This window comes from Mycobacterium sp. (assembly GCF_965229265.1).
Lineage (GTDB): Bacteria > Actinomycetota > Actinomycetes > Mycobacteriales > Mycobacteriaceae > Mycobacterium.
This window is the reverse complement of the sequence record NZ_CBDDIY010000011.1, coordinates 240928-263300: the sequence shown is the minus strand read 5'-3', so window position 1 is coordinate 263300 and position 22373 is coordinate 240928. Positions and strand designations below refer to the sequence as shown.

Here is a 22373-nt window from a genome sequence, read left to right as displayed (position 1 = left end):
GTGGACCGAGCAGGTGTGCTCCTCCCCACTGAACGAATCACCCGAGTCGCTGCGCTCCTGACTAGGGGACGCTCTAGGCTTTCCCCGTGCCGCTGTACGCCGCCTACGGGTCCAATATGCATCCCGAGCAGATGCTGGAACGCGCACCGCATTCCCCGATGGCCGGGACCGGCTGGCTGCACGGCTGGCGGCTGACCTTCGCCGGCGAGGACATCGGCTGGGAAGGCGCGCTGGCGACCCTCGTCGAAGACCCGGACTCCAAGGTGTTCGTGGTCCTCTACGACATGACCTCGGCCGACGAGACGAACCTGGACCGATGGGAAGGTTCGGAGCTTGGCTTCCACAAGAAGATCAGGTGCCGCATCGAATGCGAATCCACCGACACCACAACCGATCCCGTGCTCGCCTGGCTGTATGTGCTGGACGCCTGGGAGGGCGGGCTGCCCTCGGCGCGCTACCTCGGGGTGATGGCCGACGCCGCCGAGATCGCCGGCGCACCGGCTGAGTACGTGCACGACCTGCGCACCCGCCCGGCCCGCAATATCGGGCCCGGCCACGGCGGCTAGTTAGCGCCCACTCGCGAGCGTGCGTGTCTGCACGCCAACACGCCGTCGCAGCGGGCACTTCACGCACACTCGCGCGCACGCAGGTGAGCATGGAGACGGTTGACCAACGCATCCGGCCGGCGGCGAACGTCGTCGGCGACGATCGGCACGACCATCCATCCGAGGTCTTGAAGCGCGGCCAACTTCTCGCGGTCGCGCCGCAGCGCTTCGGCCCCGACGTGCCATTCACCGCTGTCGTACTCGGCGGCAACCCTGTGCTGCGGCCACGCGAAGTCGAGCCTGCGCCATCGCCCACGCCCATCCACGAGCTCGTACTGCAGCACCGGGGCAGGCAAGCCCCCGTCGATCATCACCAGCCGGGCCTCGCTTTCCATCGGCGATTCCGCTCGACCGTCGGCAAGCGGCAGGAGGTCGCGAACCTTCACGATGCCCCGTCGTCCGCGCTGCGCCAGGACGGCTCGGGCCAGCTCCGCGACGTCGCAGCGTCCTGAGCGCAGCGCGGCATCCAGAGTGGCCAGCGCCCGCGGGCGGCGCGATGAGCACGCCACCTCGACGGCCGTCCACGCCGGGGCCGTCGCCGGCCGACCTGATACCTCGATCAGCGGAGCGCCGTCGCGGCGGTGCACAACGAGGCCGACAGCTGGTCGCAGCTGGTGCCCAACAGGATTGAGCACGTGCAGCTCGGCTCTTCGCTCGGTGTCGAACCCGTAGACCCGAGCAGCAGTGCCCAAGCAGATCGCCACCTTCTCACCGCACAGGAGATCGAGACCGCTGAGCCGCACCTCGTCGTCCGGCATTCCGCGGCTGTAGACACCTCGCCACACCCTTTGTAACGCAGTTGATTCCCGCATCGCCTCGAGCTGACGTCGGCTGACGAGGCCGAGCAGCTGACCACTGGTCGCTACCCCGTTTTGGTCCTCGAAGAGGGCGGCAAGCTCGTGATCCATGCAGCCGATGGTGCAGGCCCGCAGTCGGCCGGGAAAGTCACTGCTGTGGATAGCGAGCGTGCGCGAACTGTCCGGTAGGGCGGCGTGTCACTGTACAGACACGCACGCTCGCGATCAGAGGGACTGGGTGAATTCCCATGCGTCGGCGACGATCTCGTCGATGCTGGTGTGCCGCGGCTGCCAGCCCAGCTCGGTGACGGCCTTCGCGCTGGAGGCGATCAGCACGGCCGGGTCACCGGCCCGCCGCTCGACATCACGCACCGCGATCGGGGCGCCGGTGACCCGCTCGCAGCAGGCGATCACCTCGCGCACCGAAAAGCCGGTCCCGTTGCCCAGGTTGTAAATCCGGTGTTCGCCCGGTTGCGCGGTCTGCAACGCGAGCAGGTGTGCATCGGCCAGGTCGCGGACGTGGATGTAGTCGCGGATGCAGGTGCCGTCCGGTGTGGGCCAGTCGGTGCCGAACACCAGGATCTCGGGCCGCTGACCGGTGGCCACCTGCAGCACCAGCGGAATCAGGTGCGTCTCGGTGCCATGGCGCTCACCGAGGCCACCGTAGGCACCGGCGACATTGAAGTACCGCAGGCTGGTGGCGGCCAACCCATGGGCGGCGGCATAAGAGGTAATCGCGTGGTCGATCGCAAGTTTGGTGGCGCCGTAGGCGTTGGTGGGCCGGGTCGGGGCGTCCTCGGTGATCGGCACCGACTCCGGCTCCCCGTAGGTCGCCGCGGTCGAGGAGAACACCAGCCGCGGCGTGCCGGCGGCGCGCATTGCCTCCAGCAGATCCAGCGTCTTGACGACGTTGCCGTACCAGTAGCGTTCCGGCGCCGCCACCGACTCCCCCACCAGCGACTTCGCCGCGAAGTGCAGCACCCCGTCAAAGGGTCGGTCGGCCAGCAACCGCGGCGCGGCCTCAACCATGTCGTCGTGCACGAACTGCGCCCCGGCCGGCACTGCGTCGGCGTTGCCGGTCGAAAGGTCGTCGACGACGACCACCTCATGGCCCTTCTCCAGCAGCACGGCGGCGCACACACTGCCGACATAACCGGCGCCGCCGGTAACCAGGAGTCTCATCAGAATTCCGCGGACTGTTCGACGATGTTGACCAGGACCCGGACCCCGACCGCCAGGGCCCGTTCGTCGAGGTCGAAGGACGGCTGGTGCAGGTCGAGCTGCGCTCCGGTGCCGCTCCACACGCCCAGCCGGGCCATCGCGCCGGGCACCTCCTCGAGATACCAGGAGAAGTCCTCGCCGCCGCCGGACTGCCGGGTGTCGGCCAGCGCTTCGGGGTCGACGGCCTCGATGGCGTGGGTCATGATCTGCGTCGAGCGTTCCTCGTTGACCACCGGCGGCACGCCGCGGTGATACTGCAGCGAATGCTCAATACCCAGCGGCGCCAACAGCCCCGAAACGATCTCGCCCACAAGGTCTTCCATACCCACCCAGGTCTCGCGGCTGGCTGTGCGCACGGTACCGGCCAGCGTGCCGGCCTGCGGGATCGCGTTGGCGGCGACCCCGGCGTTGGCCGCACCCCACACCATCACGGTGCTGTGCCGCGGGTCGACCCGCCGGGACAACACACCCGGCAGTCCGGTGATCAACGTGCCCATGCCGTACACCAGATCGGAGGTGAGATGCGGGCGCGAGGTATGCCCACCCGGGGACCGCAGGGTGATCTCTATCGAGTCCGCCGCGGAGGTGATGGGGCCCGGGATGACCGCCACCCGGCCCACCGCCAGCCGCGGATCGCAGTGCAGCGCAAAGATCCGTTCGACTCCCACCAGTGCGCCGGCGGCGATGGCGTCGATCGCGCCCCCGGGCATCAGCTCCTCGGCGGCCTGGAAGATCAGCCGCACGCCGACCGGGAGCTCCGGCGCCGACGCCAGCGCGGTCGCCGCACCGATCAGCATCGCGGTGTGCGCATCGTGGCCGCAGGCGTGGGCGACGTTGGGCATGGTCGAGCTGTACGGCGCGCCGGTGCGCTCGGCCATCGGCAGCGCATCCATATCGGCGCGCAACGCGATCCGGGGCGCATGCTCCGGCCCGAAGTCACACGTCAGGCCGGTACCGCGGGGCAACACCTTCGGGTTGAGTCCGGCTTCCACCAGCCGATCGGCGACGAACTGGGTGGTGGCGAACTCCTGGCGGCCCAGCTCGGGGTAGCGGTGGATGTGGCGGCGCCACTCCACCAGATCATCGAAATGGGCGGCCAGCCACGACTCGGCCGTATCGGCGAGACTCATCCGCGTCTCCGGTCCCGTAACTCGAGCACCCGGTCGCGTTCACTGGCTGCCTGAGCCAGCCGAACGACCGTGCGCGCCAACATGATCGCGCCTTCGGTAACCGCGCGGTCGCCACTCGGGCCGGCCGCCGCGGCGGTGAAACCGAGCTGGTGGATGACCGCCCCTCCCGATTCGATGCCGACGACCGGGTGGATACCCGGCAGCAGCTGGGTGACATTACCCATGTCGGTGCTGCCCAACGGCATCGCCGCCTCGAGGTCGGCTGGCACCGGACTGCGGCCCATCCGCACCATCTCCTCGCGGAACACCTCGGCCAGCCACGGGTCTGGGGCCAGTTCGGCGTACGGCGGAGCGGCTTCGGCGATCTCATACTCGCAGCCGGTCGCCACCGCGCCCGCCGCGAAGCATCCACGCATCTTGGCCTCCAGCGCCTGCCGCGACGTGCTGTCGGTGGCCCGCATCGTGTACTGGAGCTTGGCCCGGCCCGGGATCACGTTGGTGGCCGATCCACCCTCGGTAACAATGCCGTGAGCCATCTGGCCGGGGGCCATCTGCTGGCGCAACAGCCCGATCGCCACCTGGGCCACGGTCACCGCGTCGGCGGCGTTGACACCCAGGTAGGGCGCGACGGCGGCATGCGACTCGCGGCCGGTGTAGGTCACGGTCACTTCCGAGAGCGCCAGCGAGCGGGCGGCGGCGATGTCGATCGGCCCGGGATGCAGCATGACCGCGGCCGCGACGTCGTCGAACACCCCCGCATTGATGAGCAGGGCCTTGCCGCCACCGGACTCCTCGGCGGGAGTTCCGATCAGGGCCACGGTGAGGCCGAGTTCGTCGGCCACCTCCGCCAGCGCCAGCGCCGTCCCGACGGCCGAGGCGGCGATGATGTTGTGCCCGCACGCGTGTCCGATGTCCGGCAGGGCGTCGTACTCCGCACAGATCCCGACGACCAGCGGCCCGGATCCGTAGTCGGCGCGAAACGCCGTGGCCAGGCCGCCCGGCGCCGCGCTGATCGCGAAACCGCGCTCGGCCACGAGCGCCTGGGTCTTGGCGCAGCTGCGGTACTCGTCGAAGGCGAGCTCCGGTTCGGCATGGATCGCGTGGGATAGTTCGATCAGATCGCCGCGCCGCGCCGCCACCACGTCCTCGACGCGGGCCGACGCGGTGGCTGTAGGCATCCACGAAGTATCGCACTCACCGATAGGCTCGCTGGTTGTGAGTCCTGACGCCGAACACGCCGCATCGGTGATCGCCGAGCGCACCGGGGTGGCACGCCATGACGTCGCCGTCGTCCTCGGATCGGGGTGGACACCCGCCGCGGACGCGTTGGGCACCCCGGCCGCCGAGATCCCGATGTCGTCGATTCCCGGCTTCACTCCCCCGTCCGCGCTGGGCCACCGCGGCCGGGTGCTGTCGGTGCCGCTCGGCTCGCACAACGTGCTCGTGTTGTTGGGCCGCATCCACGCCTACGAGGGCCACGACCTGCGCGACGTCGTCCATCCGGTGCGCACCGCGCGGGCCGCGGGCGCCGAGGTCGTGGTGCTGACCAATGCGGCCGGGGGTCTGCGCCCGGAGTACCAGGTCGGACAGGCGGTGCTGATCAGCGACCATCTCAACCTGACGGCCCGCTCGCCCCTGGTCGGCGCGCAGTTCGTCGACCTGGTCGACGCGTACTCGCCGCGGTTACGTGCCCTGGCCCGCGCGGTCGACCCGAGCCTGACCGAGGGCGTGTACGCGGGACTGCCCGGCCCGCACTACGAGACCCCGGCCGAAATCCGGATGCTGCGGACCCTGGGAGCCGACCTGGTCGGCATGTCGACGGTCAACGAGACCATCGCCGCGCGCGCCGCCGGGGCCGCGGTGCTGGGGATCTCGCTGGTGACGAACCTGGCCGCCGGGATGACCGGCGAGCCACTCAGTCACGACGAGGTGCTGGCCGCCGGTCGGGCGTCGGCGACCGCGATGGGCTCGCTGCTGGCCTCGCTGTTGGCTCGCCTGTAGGTCAACCAGACCATGCCGCGCGCCAGCAGCGGCGCGGCGAACAGCATCAACAGCACCCGAAGCACCTGCGCGGCCACGATGAACGTCACGTTGGACCCGGTCTCCACCGAGGTGGCCAGCACGGCGTAGATGCCGCCGGGACTGGTGGCCAGGTAGCCGTCCAGCATGCTGATCCCGGTGATCTTCGATAGCGCCACCCCCAGGCCGGCCGTGGCGACGTTGAGCAGCACGATCAAACCCAGCGCGGCGGGCAGGAGCCGTTCGATCGCGCGCAGAGACTCGCGGGTGAACGCCACCCCGGCCTGCCAGCCGATCAGCATGTAGGAGGCCGAGACCAACAGGTCCGGCACGGCCAGCCCCAACGACCAACCGCCGAGTTCGAGCACGACCGTCAGCGCCATCGGGCCGAGCAGACCCGAGCCGGGCAGCCGGGCGAATCGGCCGGCGAGCGAGCCGGTCACCACCAGGGCCACGATCATCGCCATGCTCACGTACCAAGGGGCAGAAGCGGTTTGGGGTCCCCCGACGCCGGCGTGTGACCGGTCGGCATGGTAGACGAGGGTGACGACCACCGGCATCGCGGCGGTGATGACCGCGACCCGCAGGTATTGGATGACGGCGACGACGCGGTCGTCACCGCCGAGCTCGCGGGCGATCGCCACCAGCCCGGAGGCCCCACCGGCGACCAGGGCCAGGGCTCCGGTGAGCGGGCTGACGTCGCGGTGCAAACCGAGCAAAGCGCCGGCACCGATGCTGAGCAGCAAGGTGGCCACGCCGACGCCCACCACGATGGGCCAATTCGGGCCGAGCGCGGCAAGCGCATCGGAGTGCACCATGGTGCCGATGTAGACCCCGAGGACGCCCTGGGCCGCCAGGCCCGCGCGGCGCGGGACACCGCGGGGCGCCAACCGGGCGACCGCCAGCACGACGCCGACCAGGAGAGCGGCGAACAATGCGGCCGATGGAACGCCGAGGAGGTCCAGCGGCACCGTGACCCCGATCGTCATCAGTACCAGCAGCGCCCATCGCATATAGCAAGTATGCCCTTGTAATTATGGCGCTGTCACGCGCGTTTTAAGCGACCTGGCTCACTTATTAGTAAGGTATAACTTGGAATATGAGTTCAGCCGCGGCCACCGAGCTCCGGGAAGCCCTGATGGCGCTGGCCCGTCAGCTTCGGCGGCACCGCCCCGACCATGGGCTGACCCTCAGCCAGCTGGAGATCGTCGGCGATGTGAGCCGGGCTGGTGTCACCACACCCGCCGAAATCGCCGCCCGGTTGCAGGTGCGGGTGCAGTCGCTGACCGACAGCATCAACGAACTCCAGGCCCGCGGGCTGCTCTCTCGCCGTCCCGATGAGACCGATCGACGGCGCCAGCTGGTCGAGCTCACCGCCGACGGCATGGAACTGCTGATGCAGGACCGGGCACAACGCGACGCCTGGCTACAGCAGACGATGCGCGACCACCTCACCGAGCTCGAGGTCAACCTGCTGATGCTCACCGCGCCGGTGCTACGCAAACTCGCCGACGCCGATCGGGGGGCACAATCGGTGCCGTGACGCCCGACGACTGGATCGCCCACGACCCGGATCCGGTCACGGCCGCCGAGCTAGCCGCCCTCGACGACGCCGAACTGGCCGCCCGCTTCGCCCGGCCGCTGACGTTCGGCACCGCCGGGCTGCGTGGTCCGGTGCGCGGCGGCCCCGATGCCATGAACCTGGCGGTGGTGCTGCGCGCCAGCTGGGCGGTGGCTCAGGTGCTCACCGAACGCGGCCAGCGCGGGTCGAGCGTCGTGGTGGGCCGCGACGCCAGGCACGGTTCGGCGGAGTTCGCCGCGGCGGCGGCCGAAGTGTTGGCCGCGCATGGCTTCTCGGTGATCACCTGGACACACCCGGTCCCCACGCCGGTCGTCGCGTTCGCTGTCCGGCACACCGGTGCGGCGGCCGGGGTCCAGATCACCGCTTCGCACAACCCCGCCGCCGACAACGGCTACAAGGTGTACCTCGACGGCGGCCTGCAGATCATCCCGCCCGCCGACCGCGACATCGAGGCGGCAATGGCCGGCGCGCCACCCGCCGACCAGATCGCCCGCCGGGAGGTCCGCCCGGCCGGCGATGCGCTGGTGGACGCCTACATCGAGCGCGCGGCGACGGTGCGGCGGACGTCGCGGGGGACGGCCCGGGTAGCGCTGACCGCCATGCACGGTGTCGGTGGTGAGCTCGCGCTGCGCGCGTTGCACGCTGCCGGGTTCGACGATGTTCACACCGTGGCAAGCCAATTCCGTCCCGACCCCGACTTCCCGACGGTGACCTTCCCCAACCCGGAGGAACCGGGGGCCGCCGACGCGGTGCTGGAACTGGCCGCCGCCGTCGATGCCGACATCGCCGTCGCACTGGATCCCGATGCCGACCGCTGCGCCGTCGGTATTCGGACCCCGTCCGGGTGGCGGATGCTCTCCGGTGACGAAACCGGTTGGCTGCTGGGCGATTACATCCTGACAACGCTGCCCCCGGGCCACGCGGCCACCAGCGTGGTGGCCAGCAGCATGGTTTCGTCCCAGCTGCTGGCCGCGATCGCCGCCGACCACGGCGCCCACCACGTGCAGACCCTGACCGGGTTCAAATGGCTGGCCCGCGCAGACGCCGGACTACCGGGGTGCTCGCTGGTCTACGCCTACGAGGAAGCGATCGGCCACTGCGTCGACCCGAAGGCCGTCCGCGACAAGGACGGGATCAGCGCCGCGGTGCTGGCCTGTGACCTGGTGGCGGCGTTTGGCGCGCAGGGTGATTCGGTACTTGCGGCGCTGGACCGGTTGGCGCTGCGGCACGGCGTGTACACCACCGCGGCCGTGTCGCGACGGGTCGGCAGCGCCGAGGAGGCCGCTGCGATGATGGACCGGCTGCGCACCCGGCCACCCGCCCAGCTGGCCGGGTTCCCGGTCGGTGCCGCCGAGCATGCCGACGCGCTGATCCTGACCGGCGGCGATCAGCACACCTCGATACGGCTGGTGGTACGACCGTCGGGAACCGAACCAAAAGTAAAGTGCTACAGCGAGTCTCGCTGTTCCGTCACCGACGGGCTGGCCGATGCACGCGGTCGCGCGGCCGCCCTGCAGGCGCAACTGCTCGACATCGCCCGCAGCTGGTAGTCAGCGCGGGCCGAACTGGCGGTCACCGGCATCGCCGAGGCCGGGCACGATGTAGGCGATGTGGTTGAGGCCGTCGTCGACGGCGGCGGTGAACAACCTGGCCTCCGGAGCCGCCCGTTCGAGCGCGGCAATGCCTTCCGGGGCGCACACCACGCAGACCACCGTAATGTCCACCGCGCCGCGGCTGTGCAGCAAGCCGATCGTGTAGGCCATCGATCCGCCGGTGGCCAGCATCGGGTCGAGCACGATGACCGGCTGGCTGCTCAGATCGTCGGGCAGTGATTCCAGATACGGCGTCGGGGTGTGCGTGGTCTCGTCGCGGGCCACGCCGACGAAGCCGACCTGCGCCTCGGGGATCAAGGCGTGCGCCTGGTCGACCATGCCCAGACCCGCCCGCAGCACCGGCACCAGCAGCGGTGGCCGGGCCAGCCGGGTGCCGATGGTGTCGGCCATCGGGGTGCGCACCGTGATCTCTTCACAGACCGCGTCCCGGGTGGCCTCGTAGACCAGCATGTGGGTCAGGTCGCGCAGCGCGGCGCGAAAGGCGGCGTTGTCGGTGCGCTCGTCGCGCAGGGTGGTCAGCCGTGCCGCGGCCAGCGGGTGGTCGATCACGCACACATCCATGCGCAGAGACTGTAGTGAGGTCTCAGGGCCGATCGCAGCCCAGCACGAACGCTTTGACCAACGCGGTGTACTGATAGGCATACTGCAGCGCCCAGCGCGGCAGCGCGAAGTCGTAGCCACGCGGCACCGGCCGCATGGTGACGGCGCCGTCGAAGCACTGATGAAAGATGTAGCGGGCGCGGACCATGTGATAGTTCCAGGACACCACGATCACGTGGGTCCAGTTGTGCTGCTGGGCAAGCCGGGCGGTGAACATCGCCTCGCCGCGGGTGGTGTACGGATCCGGTGTGAAGCAGATGACCGTGATCACCGCGGTGCCGGCGGCGCAGGCTCGACGATACTCGGCCTTGTCCGTCTCGCTCCTGTCGTCATAGGAGTTGGACAAGACCACGGTGGCGGCGTAGCCCTGCTGCGCCAGGCTCAGGCCGTACTGCAGGCGCCCGTCGTTCTCCCCGCCCAACACGATGATCGCGTCGGCTCTGCTCAGCGGGTCGACATGCGGACGGGTGAACAGGAAATAGCCGGCCACGCCCAGCGTTGCGACGATTCCCGTGCAGATCACCGCCACCATCACCAGCGCTCGACCGGGCCTGCCCACGGGGGGCAGGTTACCGGCCAGCATGCGTCGTTAGGCTGTGCGGCATGGCTGCTGAGCTCGTTCCGGTCCGCATGAGTGTGACCGCTGGTGACCTGTACACCCTGTGGGCGCCTCGGTGGCGCGACGGCGGCGACGAGTGGGAGGCGTTCCTCGGCAAGGACGAGGACCTCTACGCGTTCGAGTCGGTGGCCGACCTGGCCGCGTTCGTGCGCACCAACACCGACAACGACCTGGTCGACCACCCGGCGTGGGACGCCCTGACCAAGGCCAACGCGCACAAGCTCGCACCCGCCGAGGATCGGCAGGTCGACCTGATCGCGGTCGAGGAACTCCTGGCCGACAAGCCCACCGAGGAATCGGTGACCGCCCTGGCCAACACGCTGGCGGTGGTCTCCTCGATCGGCTCGGTGTGCGAGCTGCCCACGGTGACCCGGTTCTTCAACGGCAACCCCAACCTCGGCCTGGTGTCCGGCGGCTTCGAGCAGTTCAGCGGCAAGGCCGGGCTCAAGCGCTGGAGCATGATCGGCGACATTGTCGCCCGCGGGTGGGACGGTGTGCTGACCGCGATCGACGAGGTCGTCACCACCCCGGAGGTCGACCAGAAGGCCGCCGCACTGGCCGCTGAGGAGCTTGAGGAGCCGTTCGAGGACGACACCCCCGAGCCCGAGGCCATCGAGGACGAGGACGAGGCCGACGGCGAAGGCGACGAGTCCGAGGCTGTCGCCGAGCCCGCCCGGCAACGGCAGGTGGTGCTCGGCAGCGACGAGGAGTTCTGGACCGAGGTCGGCATCGACCCGGTGCGGATCATGACCGGGTCGGGAACGCTCTACACGCTGCGCTGCTACTTCGACGACCGGCCGATCTTCCTGGGCCGCAACGGACGGATCAGCGTCTTCGGCTCGGAGCGCGCGCTGGCCCGCTACCTGGCCGACGAGCACGACCACGACCTGTCCGACCTGAGCACCTATGACGACATCCGGACCGCCGCCACCGACGGATCGCTGCGGGTCGAGGTCACCGAGGACAACATCTACGTGCTCACCGGACTCGCCGATGACATCTCCGATGGACCCGACGCCGTCGACCGCGACCAGCTCGACCTGGCTGTCGAGCTGGTGCGCGATGTCGGCGAGTACTCCGAGGAGGACACCGTCGACCGGTTACTGGCCGAGGACAGCGCGCTGGGCAAGCTGGTCAACTACGCGCTGGAGCCCGACGAGAACTCCCGGCCCGCCGCCCCGTACGCGGCCGCGGTCAAGGAATGGGAAGAACTCGAGCGGTTCGTCGAGTCGCGGCTGCGCCGCGAGTAGCGCCACAGCGGCGGTGTAGTCGACTCACCGTTCCCTGTCGTCGAGCGTCGCCCCGCCCTCCCCTTCCCAGACGGACTCGACGTCCACGTCGACCGCCGCTTTGTCGAGGACCGCAACGGGTGCCGTGGATGCTTCGGCGGCGGATGCTTCGGCCGCGGCGGCCCGCCGCGCGGCCTCCAACTTGACCCGCGGCGGCTTGGACGGCCACCAGTTGGCGTCACCGACCAGCACACAGGCCGCCGGCACGGTGAGAGTCCGCACCAGGAAGGTGTCCAGCAACAGCCCGACACCGATGACGAAGCCGATCTGTGCCGCGGTGAGAATGCTGCTGACGGTCAGTGCCATCATCGACGCCGCAAAGATCAGACCAGCCGACGTGATCACCCCGCCGGTCGCGCCGACGGTGCGGATGACCGCCGAGCGCACACCGTATCTGGCCTCGTCGCGGATGCGGGAAATCAGCAGCAGGTTGTAGTCGGCGCCCACCGCGACGAGCACCATGAATGCGATTCCCGGTACGCCCCAGGCCATTTCCTCGCCGAGGATGAACTGGAACAGCACGACGCCGATGCCCAACGCGGCCCCGTAGGACAGCACCACGGACAGCACCAGATACAGGGGTGCGACGATCGCCCGCAGTAGCACCAGCAGGATCAGGAACACCACGACCAGCGTCATGACCAAGATGTAGACGAAGTCGGAGTCGTAGAAGTCGCGGACGTTGGCGTTGATCGACGAGTACCCGACCATCGAGATCTCGGCACCAGCCAACTCGGTATTGGGCCGGGCGTCGTTCGCGGTGTTGACGATCGTCTTGGTCTGATCCATCGCCGCGATGCTGAACGGGTTGAGCGCCGTCTGGATCAGGTAGCGCGCCGAATGTCCGTCCTCGGAGACGAACAACGCCGCAGCCTTCTTGAACTCGTCCATGGTCAGCACCTGCGGCGGGATGTAGAAACCCGACATGGGCGGGTCGGCCGCCTCCCGCTTCATCGCCAGCAGGAAGTCCGATGCCTGATCCAGGCCCGCACCCAGGGTCCGGGTCTGATCGACCAGGGCCTGCACGCCAAGCGCTAGCTGGCGGCTGGAATCGGCGAGCTGATTGACGCCGAGGACGGCCTCGTTGAGCCTCTTTTCCACCCCGCCCGGCTGACCCACGCCGAGCGAACGCGCGGCCGCCGTGGCCTTCTGCAGGTTCTGGCTCAGCGCGTGGACCGACTCGTCGAGCTTCTGCGATCCCTCGGTCGCCGACAGCTCACGGGCAAAGGCCTCGACGGACTTCACGGCTTCGGTGTTGCTGGCATCGACGATCTTCTGCAGGTCGGAGCGGGAGCTCACACACGCCGGATCCGCATCACACTGCGGGCTGACGTTCAGCGCGTCGACCATCGGCGTGGCCCAGTCGCTGATGCTGGTGACCCGCAGAATGCTGAGCCCGAGTGCATCGCCCAGGGACCGCATGTTGGTCACCAGCGAGGCGGTCTTGTCGATCTGGTCCAGCGTCTTGGACCCGCCGTACTTCTGCGACATCGCGTCGAGCGCACTGGTCAACCCGCGGACACTGGCGATCGATCCCACCACCTGGGTGCGGATCTGCCCCAGGACGTCGGCCATCTTCCCGGCGCCCCCGGACAGCAGGCTCAAGTTGCCCTCGTTGGACGAGATCAGGTTGGACGCGTCGCCCAGCTTGGTGCCCACCTCACCGGCCTGGTAGGTGGTCTTGGCCTGCTCGAGCACCTGGCCGGTCGGCCGAGTGATACCGCGGACCATGTCGATGTCGGGCAGCTGCGCAATCCGCTCGGCCATCTGCTCCATGTCTGCCAGCGCCTTGGGGGTGCGGAGGTCATTCGGCGACTGGATGAACAGGAACTGCTGCAGCGTGCTGCTGATCGGGAAGTGTTTGTCCATCACCTCGTAGGCGCGGTTGCTCGCGGAGTCGCGCGGCAAGGTCTTGCGGTCGTCATAGTTGAACTTCATCAGCATCGTGGTGGAGGCGAGCCCGCCCAGGATGAGCAAGCTCGTCACCAGCAGGAGCACAGGCCGGCGCACGATCATCACACCGGAGCGCCGCCAGAACCGGCCGGTGATGTCGCGCCGCTGTTTGATCCATCCCCGTCGCCCGGCAATCACGATGAAGGCCGGAAGCAGGGTGATCGAGGCCAGAAATCCCACCGCGATCGTCACCGCGAGGGCCGGCCCGATGGTGGAGAAGATCGCCAGTTTGGTGAAGGACATCCCGAGGAACGTGATCGCGACGGTGCCCGCCGAACCAGCGATCACCTCGCCGATCGAGCTCAGCGCTTCCACCAGGGCATCGTCGGAGCCCATCCCCGTTTTGGTGAGCTCCTGGTAGCGGCTGTATAGGAAGACCCCATAGTCGATGCCCGCGCCCATGATCATTCCGGTCATCAACATCATGGTCTGCGGGCCCAGCCCCAGCCCCAGCTCGCCGAGGCCGGCCACCACCTGCTGCGACACCACCAACGAAATTCCGATGGTGATCAACGGCATCAGCATCGCCAGCAGGCTGCGATAGACGATGACCAGGATCGTGAACACCAGTCCGACCGTCGCGATTTCGATCATGTGCTGGTCACGCGCACCGATGACGGCCAAGTCCTCGATGGTCGACGCGCCGCCGACCACGTTCACCTTCAGCGACGAATTCTTACTCTCGTCGTCGACGATCTTCATGACGGCGCGATACGAGACCTGGCCGTCCGGGGCGCCCATCGTGCCGGCCATGCTGACCGGCAGGTTCCAGGCTTTCTTGTCCTTGCTGGTCATCACCTCTTTGAGTTCCGGGATGTGCACGAAATCCTGGAGCGATGTGACGTTCTTGGTGTCGGCTTTGAGCTTGTCGACGATCCGCCGGTAGGTGTCCTCGTCGGCGGGCGTCAGTCCGTTTTCGTTACTGAGGATGACTGCAGCGAAATTGCCCGCGTTTGCCTCGTGAAAGGCCTCCTGCATCTTCTGGGCCGACAGCAGCACCGGAGCGTCCTTGGGAAGGAACGCCGGTGGGTTACGCGCCGAAACGACCCCCAACGGGGTGATGAGGGCCATCAGGGCCCCCGCCAGCACCAGCCAAGCCGCAATCACGACCAGTGGGTGCCGGACGATCGTCCGCCCCAGGGCGGTAAAGAGCCGATGTGCTGACACGCCCCTGAAGATGGCGCGCTTGGACATCACACCAAGTTACATCGCGCGGATACCCATCCGCGTATCACGACGTGGGCGCGGCAAATGTTGGCAACGCACCCTGGTTCGGGATCGTACGCGCCCACGGCGGGCAACGCGCGGCACGTCGGCATGATTCGGCAACCTTGGTTCAGCCGATGAGCACCGCGTAGCGCGGCTTAATCACCTCGTCGATGATGGCCAGCCGTTCATCGAAGTGGATGAACGCCGACTTCATCGCGTTGATGGTGAACCGCTCCAGATCACTCCATCCGTAGCCGAAGGCTTCGACGAGGCGCAGCATCTCCTGGCTCATCGTCGTATCGCTCATCAGGCGGTTGTCGGTGTTCACGGTGACCCGGAACCGCAGCCGCGCCAGCAGGTCGAAGGGGTGGCTGGCGATGCTGTCCACCGCGCCGGTCTGCACATTGGAGCTCGGGCACATCTCCAGCGGAATGCGCTTGTCGCGCAGGATCGCGGCCAGCTGGCCGAGCCGGGCCGACCCGTCCGGCAGCACCTCGATGTCGTCGACAATCCGAACGCCGTGGCCCAGCCGGTCCGCCCCGCAGAATGCCAGGGCCTCATGGATGGAGGGCAGGCCGAACGCCTCCCCGGCATGGATCGTGAAACGGGCGTTGTGGCCACGCATGTACTCAAAGGCGTCGAGGTGACGGGTGGGCGGGTAGCCAGCCTCGGCGCCGGCGATGTCGAACCCCACCACACCCTGGTGGCGGAACCGGATCGCCAGCTCGGCGATCTCCCGTGATCTCGCGGCGTGCCGCATGGCCGTCACCAGACAGCGCACCACGATCGGGCGGCCCTCGGCGGACGCGGCCTTCTCGCCGTCGGAGAAGCCGGCCAGCACGGCATCGACCACGTCGTCCAGCGACAGCCCCCCGTCGATGTGCAATTCCGGGGCGAACCGCACCTCGGCGTAGACCACGTTGTCGGCCGCCAGGTCCTCGACACACTCGAAGGCCACCCGATGCAGCGACTCGGGGGTCTGCATGACGGCGACGGTGTGGGCGAAGGGCTCGAGATAACGCACTAATGAGCCGCTGTGCGCCGCGGTGCGGAACCAGTCCGCCAGCGCGGCCTCATCGGTGGCCGGGAGTTCGTCGTAACCGATCTGGCCGGCGATGTCGAGGACCGTGGCCGGGCGCAGCCCGCCGTCGAGGTGGTCGTGCAGCAGCGCCTTGGGCGCCTGATGGATCATCGGAAGTGTCAGGGGTGTCGTCATCAGCCGATCCGATCGATGATCAGGGGCCGGGGAAATCCGGCCGGCGGGGTGTCCTCGACGCTCCAGCCACCGTCGAGCTCGGCCATCGCGGCGGGGATCCGCTCGGGTGTCTCGGTGTAGAGGGTGAACAGCGGCTCGCCGGCCGCGACCGGCTCGCCCGGGCGGCGATGAATCCGCACCCCGGCGCCGAACTGCACCGGCGCACCCGGGTGGGCCCGGCCAGCGCCGAGCCGCCATACCGTCAACCCCACCGCCATCGCATCGATGTCCCCCATTGTGCCGCCACGGGGTGCCGGCACGGTCTCGGAATGGGAACCGATCGGCAGCGGCGCGTCCGGATCGCCGCCCTGGGCGGCGACCAGGGCGCGGAAGCGGTCCATGGCGGTGCCGTCGCGCAACGTCTGGGCCGGATCGCACCCGTCGATTCCGGCCAGCTCCAGCATCTCGGTGGCCAACCGCAGCGTGAGTTCGACGACGTCGGGTGGCCCCCCGCCGGCCAGCACGTCCAGCGACTCGGCCACCTCGAGTGCGTTGCCGACGGTCCGGCCCAGCGGGATGTCCATATCCGTCAGCAATGCCCGCGTCGGCACCCCGTGCGCGAGGCCGAGCTCGACCATGGTGGCCGCCAGTTCACGTGACTGCGCCTCGGTCTTCAGAAACGCCCCGCGCCCCACCTTGACGTCCAGCACCAGCGACGCCGCGCCCTCGGCCAGCTTCTTGCTCATCACCGAGCTGGCGATCAGCGGCAACGATTCCACCGTTGCGGTCACGTCCCGCAGCGCGTAGATCTTGCGGTCCGCGGGCGCGAGCTCGCCGGCGGCGAAAATTGCCGCACCGATCTCAGAGAGTTGCTGGCGCACTTGATGTTTGGGGATCTCGGCGGTGAACCCCGGTATCGACTCCAGTTTGTCCAGCGTGCCGCCGGTGTGCCCGAGCCCGCGCCCGGCGGCCTGGGGGACCGCGGCGCCGCAGGCCGCGACCACCGGAACCAGTGGAATGGTGATCTTGTCGCCCACTCCCCCGGTGGAGTGCTTGTCCACCGTCGGCAGCGGCCGGCCGTCGCGGCGCAGATCACCGAAGTCCAGCTTCTCCCCGGAGGCGATCATCGCCGTCGTCCACCGCGCTATCTCGTCGCGGTCCATCCCCCGCAGGAAGATCGCCATCAGCAGCGCCGACATCTGCTCGTCGGCCACGCCGCCGTGGGTGTAGGCGTCGATCACCCAGTCGATGGCACCGGCCGAGAGCCGGCCGCCGTCACGCTTGGCCCTGATGACGGTCGGCGCATCGAATGTGAACTGGGTCACGGCATTTCCCCGTGTACCCGGGCCAGATCGGCGGGGCCGAAGGCCTCGGGCAGCAAGTCGGCCAGCCGGCGCGACCCGTGCGCGTGGTCGACGAGAAGCTCCGGCCCGCCGTGTTCGAGCAGCAGCTGACGACACCGCCCGCACGGCATGAGAGCGGCACCGGTGGCGTCGACGACAGCGAGGGCGAGCAGACGTCCACCACCGGTTGAGACGAGCGCGCAGACCACCGCGCACTCGGCACAGAGACCTAAGCCATATGAGACATTCTCCACATTGCACCCGGCGACGATCCGGCCATCGTCGACCAGCGCGGCCGCCCCGACCGGAAAACGCGAGTAGGGCGCATAGGCGTGCCGCGATGAATCAATTGCCCTGTCACGCAGGGATTTCCAGTCAATTTCGATTGTCATGGTTTGCTCTCCGCGCCCGTACTGAATGCATTCACCAGCCGCCTCGCCCCGCCTGTTGGACCGCGGCCAGACCGACCGGATCGACCGGCTCACCGCATCTTGTCCCTGCACCGTAATTCTTCCGACAGTACAAACGGAGTTAGAGTCCACCCAAAACGTCCATCGACGTGCGTTGGAGGCGCTGATGAGTACAGCGGCACCGGTCGTGCCGGCCCCGCGCGACAAGTCGCTCCGGCGACGGCGCACCCTTTATCGCGGCGACCCCGGCATGTGGTCGTGGGTGTTGCACCGGATCACCGGCGCCACGATCTTCTTCTTCCTGTTCGTCCACGTGCTGGACACCGCGTTGGTCCGGGTCAGCCCGCAGGCATACAACGAGGTGGTCGAGACCTACAAGACCCCCATCGTCGGCCTCATGGAGATCGGGCTGGTGGCGGCGCTGCTCTATCACGCGCTCAACGGCGTACGGATCATCCTCATCGACTTCTGGTGGAAGGGGCCGCGCTATCAGCGACAGATGCTCTGGGGTGTCGCCGCGGTCTGGCTGCTGGTGATGGTGCCGTCGCTGGTGATCATCGGCATGCACATGGCGGAGCGGTTCCTGTGAGCGCGCCGGAGAGCCGGCTCGGGCCGCCCGCGCCAATCCTGGAACGCAGCCACGACCGCCCGGCCGGTCTGGACAACCCGCGCACCCCGCGCCGCCGGGGCGGCATGCCCAACTTCGAGAAGTACGCGTGGCTGTTCATGCGCTTCTCCGGGGTGGTGCTCATCTTCCTGGCGCTGGGCCACCTGTTCATCGGACTGATGTGGGACGGCGGGGTGTACCGCATCGACTTCAACTACGTCGCGCAGCGCTGGGCCTCACCGTTCTGGCAGACCTGGGATCTGTTGCTGTTGTGGCTGGCTCAGTTGCATGGCGGCAACGGCATGCGCACCATCATCGCCGACTACGCGCGTAAGGACTCGACTCGCTTCTGGCTGAACTCGCTGCTGGCGATCTCGATTCTCATCGTCCTGGTGGTGGGTACCTACGTGCTGCTCACCTTCAATCCGAACATCTCCTAGAAGCTCGCAGGGGCGAACATGATTCAGGAACACCGGTACGACGTCGTCATCGTCGGCGCAGGCGGAGCGGGTATGCGGGCCGCCGTCGAGGCGGGCCCGCGGGTGCGCACCGCGGTGCTGACCAAGCTGTACCCGACGCGGTCCCACACCGGTGCCGCCCAGGGCGGGATGTGTGCCGCGCTGGCCAACGTCGAAGAGGACAACTGGGAGTGGCACACCTTCGACACCGTCAAGGGTGGCGACTACCTGGCCGACCAGGACGCCGTGGAGATCATGGCCAAGGAGGCCATCGACGCGGTGCTGGATCTGGAGAAAATGGGGATGCCGTTCAACCGCACCCCCGAGGGCCGGATCGACCAGCGCCGGTTCGGCGGGCACACCCGTGACCACGGCAAGGCCCCGGTGCGCCGGGCCTGCTACGCCGCCGACCGCACCGGCCACATGATCCTGCAGACGCTCTACCAGAACTGCGTCAAACACGACGTCGAGTTCTTCAACGAGTTCTACGCACTCGACATCGCGCTCACCGAGACGCCGAGCGGTCCGGTGGCCACCGGCGTCATCGCCTACGAGCTCGCGACCGGTGACATCCACATCTTCCACGCCAAGGCGATCGTCTTCGCCACCGGCGGATCCGGCCGGATGTACAAGACCACCTCCAACGCCCACACCCTGACCGGTGACGGACTGGGCATCATCTTCCGCAAGGGACTTCCCCTGGAGGACATGGAGTTTCACCAATTCCACCCGACAGGTCTGGCCGGACTCGGGATCCTCATCTCCGAGGCGGTGCGCGGTGAGGGCGGCCGACTGCTCAACGGCGAGGGCGAGCGGTTCATGGAGCGCTACGCCCCAACCATCGTCGACCTGGCCCCGCGCGATATCGTCGCCCGCTCGATGGTGCTGGAGGTACTGGAAGGCCGCGGCGCCGGCCCGCACAAGGACTACGTCTACATCGACGTGCGCCACCTCGGCGAGGACGTGCTCGAGGCCAAATTGCCCGACATCACCGAGTTCGCCCGCACCTACCTGGGCGTCGACCCGGTCAAAGAACTGGTGCCGGTCTACCCCACCTGCCACTACGTCATGGGGGGCATCCCGACCACCATCACCGGGCAGGTGCTGCGCAACAACACCACGACCGTGCCGGGCCTCTACGCCGCCGGCGAGTGCGCGTGTGTGTCGGTACACGGCGCCAACCGGCTGGGCACCAACTCGCTGCTGGACATCAACGTGTTCGGCCGCCGCGCCGGTATCGCGGCCGCCAACTACGCCCTCGGTCACGACTTCGTCGATCTGCCGGAAAGCCCGGCCGGCATGGTGGTCGACTGGGTGGCCGACATCCTCAGTGAGCACGGCAACGAACGGGTCGCCGACATCCGCACTGAGTTGCAGCAGTCGATGGACAACAACGCCGCGGTGTTCCGCACCGAGGAGACACTCAAGCAGGCGCTGACCGATATCCACGCGCTCAAGGAGCGCTACGCCCGGATCACGGTGCACGACAAGGGCAAGCGCTACAACAGCGACCTCCTCGAGGCCATCGAGCTGGGCTTCCTGCTGGAGCTGGCCGAGGTCACCGTCGTCGGTGCGCTCAACCGCAAGGAGTCCCGCGGTGGGCATGCCCGGGAGGACTACCCCAACCGCGACGACACCAACTACATGCGGCACACCATGGCCTACAAGGAAGGCCATGACCTGCTTTCCGACATCCGCTTGGACTACAAGCCGGTGGTGCAGACCCGCTACGAGCCGATGGAGCGCAAATACTGATGACGATTTCGCCAGAGGTCGACACCCGGGAACCCGCCCTTCCGCCGATCCCGGACGGCGCGGTGATGGTGACACTGAAGATCGCGCGCTTCAACCCCGAGGATCCCGACAGCGCCGGCTTCCAGAGTTACCGGGTGCCGTGCCTGCCCAGCGACCGGCTGCTGAACCTGATGATCTACGTCAAGAGCTATCTGGACGGCACGCTGACCTTCCGCCGCTCATGCGCGCACGGGGTGTGCGGGTCGGACGCGATGAAGATCAACGGTGTCAACCGGCTGGCCTGCAAGGTGCTGATGCGCGATCTGCTGCCGAAGAACAACAAACCACTGACCATCACCATCGAACCGATCCGCGGCCTGCCCGTGGAGAAGGACCTGGTGGTCAACATGGAGCCGTTCTTCGACGCCTACCGCGCGGTTAAGCCGTACCTGATCACCTCGGGCAACGCCCCGACCCGGGAGCGGATCCAGAGCCCGACCGACCGGGCCCGCTACGACGACACCACCAAGTGCATCCTGTGCGCGTGCTGCACCACGAGTTGCCCGGTGTTCTGGAACGAGGGTTCCTACTTCGGGCCGGCCGCGATCGTCAACGCCCACCGGTTCATCTTCGACAGCCGCGACGAGGGTGCGGCCGAGCGGCTGGACATCCTCAACGACGTCGACGGGGTGTGGCGCTGCCGCACCACGTTCAACTGCACCGACGCCTGCCCGCGCGGCATCGAAGTGACCAAGGCGATCCAGGAAGTCAAGCGCGCGTTGATGTTCGCGCGCTAGCCGCCGGAGGCGTGAGTGTCGCTGCCGGACTTGGATTCTCCGCCATCGGACGCCGCGGCGGCGTGAGTGTCGCTGCCGGACTTGGACTCTGCACCATCGGACGCCGCGGCGGCGGTGCTGTGCGGCGACGCCTTGAAGCCGCCGGTGCCGCGCTTGGTCCCGGCGCCGGTCGGGCTGGTCGGGTTGTCGGGCGTGGTCGGGGCATCCTTGCGGCCGGCTGAGGCCGTGGGCTTCGGTGCCGCCTTTGCCACGGGCGCGGGATCGGTGACCGCGGTGGCGCTGGTCTGCTCGGGCTTCGAGTCGGCGGCCGGGGCTGAGGACGGGGCTGGGGCGGGGGTCGGGGCTGAGGCATGGGCGGGGGCCTCGACGGCATTCGCGACGGTGTCGTCGGTTGAGGCGGCGGTGAGCTGTTTGGTGGCCGCGCCGGGCACCACGGCGGCACCGGGCTTGGGCAGCGCATCCGAGATCGACGTGGTGACGTAGCCGAGAACGGCTGGGAGCCCGGCAGATCCGAAGCTGTACTGCCCGTCGGGCGTCTGGCCGGTGAAGTACAGGCTGGCCAGGATCCCGCCGCCGACTTTGACCGGCCCGATCGTCGCGGTGGGGACCAGTGTGGCCAATTGGAGGATCGTCGACTGGGTGAGCGGCGTGATCCCGTAGTAGAAGACCGCCTTGGCCAGTTGGGCAATCGGCGACTTGTCGCCGAAGAGTTCACTGCTGCCGACGTAGATCAACGCACCCGCGGCGCTGCCCGCGGTCGCCTTCCCGGTGCCGAAGTAGGCGCCCGTCTCGAAGAAGTAGTTATCCAGATTGACGGATCCGAACTGATCCAACGCCTCGTCGATGACGTAGTAGGCGACGCCGGAAGCCCCGGAGACATACACCGGACTCGTGCCGGTGGCGTTGATGTTGGGGTAGTACTTGTCCGGCTTTCCGTTGACCGGGCCGATGTAGCCACCCCATCCGCTCCAGTACGCGTCGACAATCCCTTTCACGGTGATGTCGGCCAGGGCGGTCAGTTCGACGTTGTCGGCCGACACCCGGAGATCGGTGCCGGTTCCCCCGATGGCGGAGCCCGCCCCCGACACGATTGTCGGTGTGGCGGCCACGATCGCGGCGGCACTGGCAAGTGCCATCCCCGACGTGACCAACGACCGATTCCTGATTCGCATTGCCGGCTCCTATCTGGGGG

Annotated in this window: 21 protein-coding genes; 9 read left to right on the top strand and 12 right to left on the bottom strand. The window is 68.2% G+C overall.

From position 1 onward, the window contains the following. The first annotated feature begins 86 nt into the window (after window positions 1–86). On the top strand, window positions 87–566 hold the full coding sequence (locus tag ADBZ9K_RS13710) for a gamma-glutamylcyclotransferase family protein (protein WP_526621343.1): 480 nt from the start codon (window positions 87–89) through the stop codon (window positions 564–566). A 59-nt stretch (window positions 567–625) separates the two neighbouring features. Here the strand turns inward: ADBZ9K_RS13710 and ADBZ9K_RS13705 are convergent, their stop codons facing one another. The 4 genes from ADBZ9K_RS13705 to ADBZ9K_RS13690 all read right to left on the bottom strand — a co-directional run bounded on the left by ADBZ9K_RS13705 (window position 626) and on the right by ADBZ9K_RS13690 (window position 4931). Beyond that, window positions 626–1513 carry a type IV toxin-antitoxin system AbiEi family antitoxin gene (locus ADBZ9K_RS13705; RefSeq protein WP_526621341.1) on the bottom strand — a complete coding sequence of 296 codons (888 nt, stop codon included), beginning with the start codon at window positions 1511–1513 and terminating at the stop codon, window positions 626–628. 114 nt (window positions 1514–1627) lie between these two features. Continuing rightward, window positions 1628–2584, bottom strand: a complete 957-nt coding sequence (gene galE, locus ADBZ9K_RS13700; protein WP_526621339.1) for a UDP-glucose 4-epimerase GalE — start codon at window positions 2582–2584, stop codon at window positions 1628–1630. Further along, window positions 2584–3753: an amidohydrolase gene (locus tag ADBZ9K_RS13695; RefSeq protein WP_526621337.1), complete on the bottom strand. Its 1170-nt coding sequence runs from the start codon at window positions 3751–3753 to the stop codon at window positions 2584–2586. The genes galE and ADBZ9K_RS13695 overlap by 1 nt, the downstream gene beginning before the upstream one ends. Beyond that, window positions 3750–4931 (bottom strand): M20 family metallopeptidase, encoded by a 1182-nt coding sequence (locus tag ADBZ9K_RS13690; protein WP_526621335.1) that lies wholly within the window; start codon window positions 4929–4931, stop codon window positions 3750–3752. Before ADBZ9K_RS13690 ends, ADBZ9K_RS13695 begins: the two co-directional genes overlap by 4 nt. A 37-nt stretch (window positions 4932–4968) precedes the next feature. On the opposite strand from ADBZ9K_RS13690, the gene ADBZ9K_RS13685 reads away from it, so the two are divergent. Next, entirely contained in the window at window positions 4969–5754 is a 786-nt protein-coding gene (locus tag ADBZ9K_RS13685) for a purine-nucleoside phosphorylase (RefSeq protein WP_526621334.1), read from the top strand. On the opposite strand, the gene ADBZ9K_RS13680 is transcribed toward ADBZ9K_RS13685, so the two are convergent. After that, window positions 5673–6785 (bottom strand): AbrB family protein, encoded by a 1113-nt coding sequence (locus tag ADBZ9K_RS13680; protein WP_526621332.1) that lies wholly within the window; start codon window positions 6783–6785, stop codon window positions 5673–5675. The genes ADBZ9K_RS13685 and ADBZ9K_RS13680 overlap by 82 nt on opposite strands. Before the next feature lie 86 nt (window positions 6786–6871). On the opposite strand from ADBZ9K_RS13680, the gene ADBZ9K_RS13675 reads away from it, so the two are divergent. Together ADBZ9K_RS13675 and ADBZ9K_RS13670 are read left to right on the top strand one after the other, a co-directional pair. Beyond that, the gene (locus tag ADBZ9K_RS13675) at window positions 6872–7315 is read left to right on the top strand and encodes a MarR family winged helix-turn-helix transcriptional regulator (protein WP_526621330.1); all 444 of its coding nucleotides are present in this window, start codon (window positions 6872–6874) and stop codon (window positions 7313–7315) included. Continuing rightward, window positions 7312–8904 carry a phospho-sugar mutase gene (locus ADBZ9K_RS13670; protein ID WP_526621329.1) on the top strand — a complete coding sequence of 531 codons (1593 nt, stop codon included), beginning with the start codon at window positions 7312–7314 and terminating at the stop codon, window positions 8902–8904. The genes ADBZ9K_RS13675 and ADBZ9K_RS13670 overlap by 4 nt, the downstream gene beginning before the upstream one ends. Here ADBZ9K_RS13670 and upp read toward each other — a convergent pair whose 3' ends face one another. Together upp and ADBZ9K_RS13660 are read right to left on the bottom strand one after the other, a co-directional pair. Continuing rightward, on the bottom strand, window positions 8905–9528 hold the full coding sequence (gene upp / locus ADBZ9K_RS13665; protein WP_526621328.1) for a uracil phosphoribosyltransferase: 624 nt from the start codon (window positions 9526–9528) through the stop codon (window positions 8905–8907). Between the two features lie 22 nt (window positions 9529–9550). Beyond that, the gene (locus ADBZ9K_RS13660) at window positions 9551–10126 is read right to left on the bottom strand and encodes a YdcF family protein (RefSeq protein WP_526621326.1); all 576 of its coding nucleotides are present in this window, start codon (window positions 10124–10126) and stop codon (window positions 9551–9553) included. 44 nt (window positions 10127–10170) lie between these two features. Between ADBZ9K_RS13660 and satS the strand changes: the two genes are divergently transcribed. Next, window positions 10171–11436 carry a protein export chaperone SatS gene (gene satS, locus ADBZ9K_RS13655; RefSeq protein WP_526621324.1) on the top strand — a complete coding sequence of 422 codons (1266 nt, stop codon included), beginning with the start codon at window positions 10171–10173 and terminating at the stop codon, window positions 11434–11436. Window positions 11437–11460: 24 nt separating this feature from the next. Here the strand turns inward: satS and ADBZ9K_RS13650 are convergent, their stop codons facing one another. The 4 genes from ADBZ9K_RS13650 to ADBZ9K_RS13635 form a co-directional block, all read right to left on the bottom strand. After that, entirely contained in the window at window positions 11461–14622 is a 3162-nt protein-coding gene (locus ADBZ9K_RS13650; protein WP_526621322.1) for an MMPL/RND family transporter, read from the bottom strand. 142 nt (window positions 14623–14764) lie between these two features. Beyond that, a complete protein-coding gene (locus ADBZ9K_RS13645; protein ID WP_526621320.1) occupies window positions 14765–15853 on the bottom strand; it encodes an adenosine deaminase in 1089 nt (362 codons plus the stop codon). Next, window positions 15853–17157, bottom strand: a complete 1305-nt coding sequence (locus tag ADBZ9K_RS13640) for a thymidine phosphorylase (protein ID WP_526621318.1) — start codon at window positions 17155–17157, stop codon at window positions 15853–15855. The genes ADBZ9K_RS13645 and ADBZ9K_RS13640 overlap by 1 nt, the downstream gene beginning before the upstream one ends. Beyond that, window positions 17154–17567, bottom strand: coding sequence for a cytidine deaminase (locus ADBZ9K_RS13635; RefSeq protein WP_526621316.1), 414 nt, complete (start codon window positions 17565–17567; stop codon window positions 17154–17156). The genes ADBZ9K_RS13640 and ADBZ9K_RS13635 overlap by 4 nt, the downstream gene beginning before the upstream one ends. 184 nt (window positions 17568–17751) lie before the next feature. On the opposite strand from ADBZ9K_RS13635, the gene sdhC reads away from it, so the two are divergent. From sdhC to ADBZ9K_RS13615, 4 genes are read left to right on the top strand one after another with little or no spacing between them, the layout of a single operon-like run. Continuing rightward, window positions 17752–18174: a succinate dehydrogenase, cytochrome b556 subunit gene (sdhC, locus tag ADBZ9K_RS13630; RefSeq protein ID WP_526621314.1), complete on the top strand. Its 423-nt coding sequence runs from the start codon at window positions 17752–17754 to the stop codon at window positions 18172–18174. Further along, entirely contained in the window at window positions 18171–18632 is a 462-nt protein-coding gene (locus ADBZ9K_RS13625) for a succinate dehydrogenase hydrophobic membrane anchor subunit (protein WP_526621313.1), read from the top strand. The genes sdhC and ADBZ9K_RS13625 overlap by 4 nt, the downstream gene beginning before the upstream one ends. A gap of 18 nt (window positions 18633–18650) precedes the next feature. After that, complete coding sequence (gene sdhA, locus ADBZ9K_RS13620) at window positions 18651–20405, top strand: succinate dehydrogenase flavoprotein subunit (RefSeq protein ID WP_526621311.1); 1755 nt, start codon at window positions 18651–18653, stop codon at window positions 20403–20405. Then, window positions 20405–21181: a succinate dehydrogenase/fumarate reductase iron-sulfur subunit gene (locus ADBZ9K_RS13615; RefSeq protein ID WP_526621309.1), complete on the top strand. Its 777-nt coding sequence runs from the start codon at window positions 20405–20407 to the stop codon at window positions 21179–21181. Before sdhA ends, ADBZ9K_RS13615 begins: the two co-directional genes overlap by 1 nt. Here the strand turns inward: ADBZ9K_RS13615 and ADBZ9K_RS13610 are convergent. Next, complete coding sequence (locus ADBZ9K_RS13610; protein WP_526621307.1) at window positions 21178–22353, bottom strand: hypothetical protein; 1176 nt, start codon at window positions 22351–22353, stop codon at window positions 21178–21180. The two genes, ADBZ9K_RS13615 and ADBZ9K_RS13610, sit on opposite strands and share 4 nt — an antisense overlap. Between the last annotated feature and the right edge of the window lie 20 nt (window positions 22354–22373).

What these genes read in the sequence shown, in the direction of transcription:
- sdhA (WP_526621311.1), top strand. Translation starts at nt 18,651, where the DNA reads ATGATTCAGGAACACCGGTACGACGTCGTCATCGTCGGCGCAGGCGGA.
- upp (WP_526621328.1), bottom strand. Translation starts at nt 9,528, where the DNA reads ATGGATGTGTGCGTGATCGACCACCCGCTGGCCGCGGCACGGCTGACC.
- sdhC (WP_526621314.1), top strand. Translation starts at nt 17,752, where the DNA reads ATGAGTACAGCGGCACCGGTCGTGCCGGCCCCGCGCGACAAGTCGCTC.
- ADBZ9K_RS13610 (WP_526621307.1), bottom strand. Translation starts at nt 22,353, where the DNA reads ATGCGAATCAGGAATCGGTCGTTGGTCACGTCGGGGATGGCACTTGCC.
- satS (WP_526621324.1), top strand. Translation starts at nt 10,171, where the DNA reads ATGGCTGCTGAGCTCGTTCCGGTCCGCATGAGTGTGACCGCTGGTGAC.
- ADBZ9K_RS13675 (WP_526621330.1), top strand. Translation starts at nt 6,872, where the DNA reads ATGAGTTCAGCCGCGGCCACCGAGCTCCGGGAAGCCCTGATGGCGCTG.
- ADBZ9K_RS13650 (WP_526621322.1), bottom strand. Translation starts at nt 14,622, where the DNA reads ATGTCCAAGCGCGCCATCTTCAGGGGCGTGTCAGCACATCGGCTCTTT.
- ADBZ9K_RS13645 (WP_526621320.1), bottom strand. Translation starts at nt 15,853, where the DNA reads ATGACGACACCCCTGACACTTCCGATGATCCATCAGGCGCCCAAGGCG.
- ADBZ9K_RS13695 (WP_526621337.1), bottom strand. Translation starts at nt 3,753, where the DNA reads ATGAGTCTCGCCGATACGGCCGAGTCGTGGCTGGCCGCCCATTTCGAT.
- galE (WP_526621339.1), bottom strand. Translation starts at nt 2,584, where the DNA reads ATGAGACTCCTGGTTACCGGCGGCGCCGGTTATGTCGGCAGTGTGTGC.
- ADBZ9K_RS13615 (WP_526621309.1), top strand. Translation starts at nt 20,405, where the DNA reads ATGACGATTTCGCCAGAGGTCGACACCCGGGAACCCGCCCTTCCGCCG.
- ADBZ9K_RS13635 (WP_526621316.1), bottom strand. Translation starts at nt 17,567, where the DNA reads ATGACAATCGAAATTGACTGGAAATCCCTGCGTGACAGGGCAATTGAT.
- ADBZ9K_RS13705 (WP_526621341.1), bottom strand. Translation starts at nt 1,513, where the DNA reads ATGGATCACGAGCTTGCCGCCCTCTTCGAGGACCAAAACGGGGTAGCG.
- ADBZ9K_RS13690 (WP_526621335.1), bottom strand. Translation starts at nt 4,931, where the DNA reads ATGCCTACAGCCACCGCGTCGGCCCGCGTCGAGGACGTGGTGGCGGCG.
- ADBZ9K_RS13680 (WP_526621332.1), bottom strand. Translation starts at nt 6,785, where the DNA reads ATGCGATGGGCGCTGCTGGTACTGATGACGATCGGGGTCACGGTGCCG.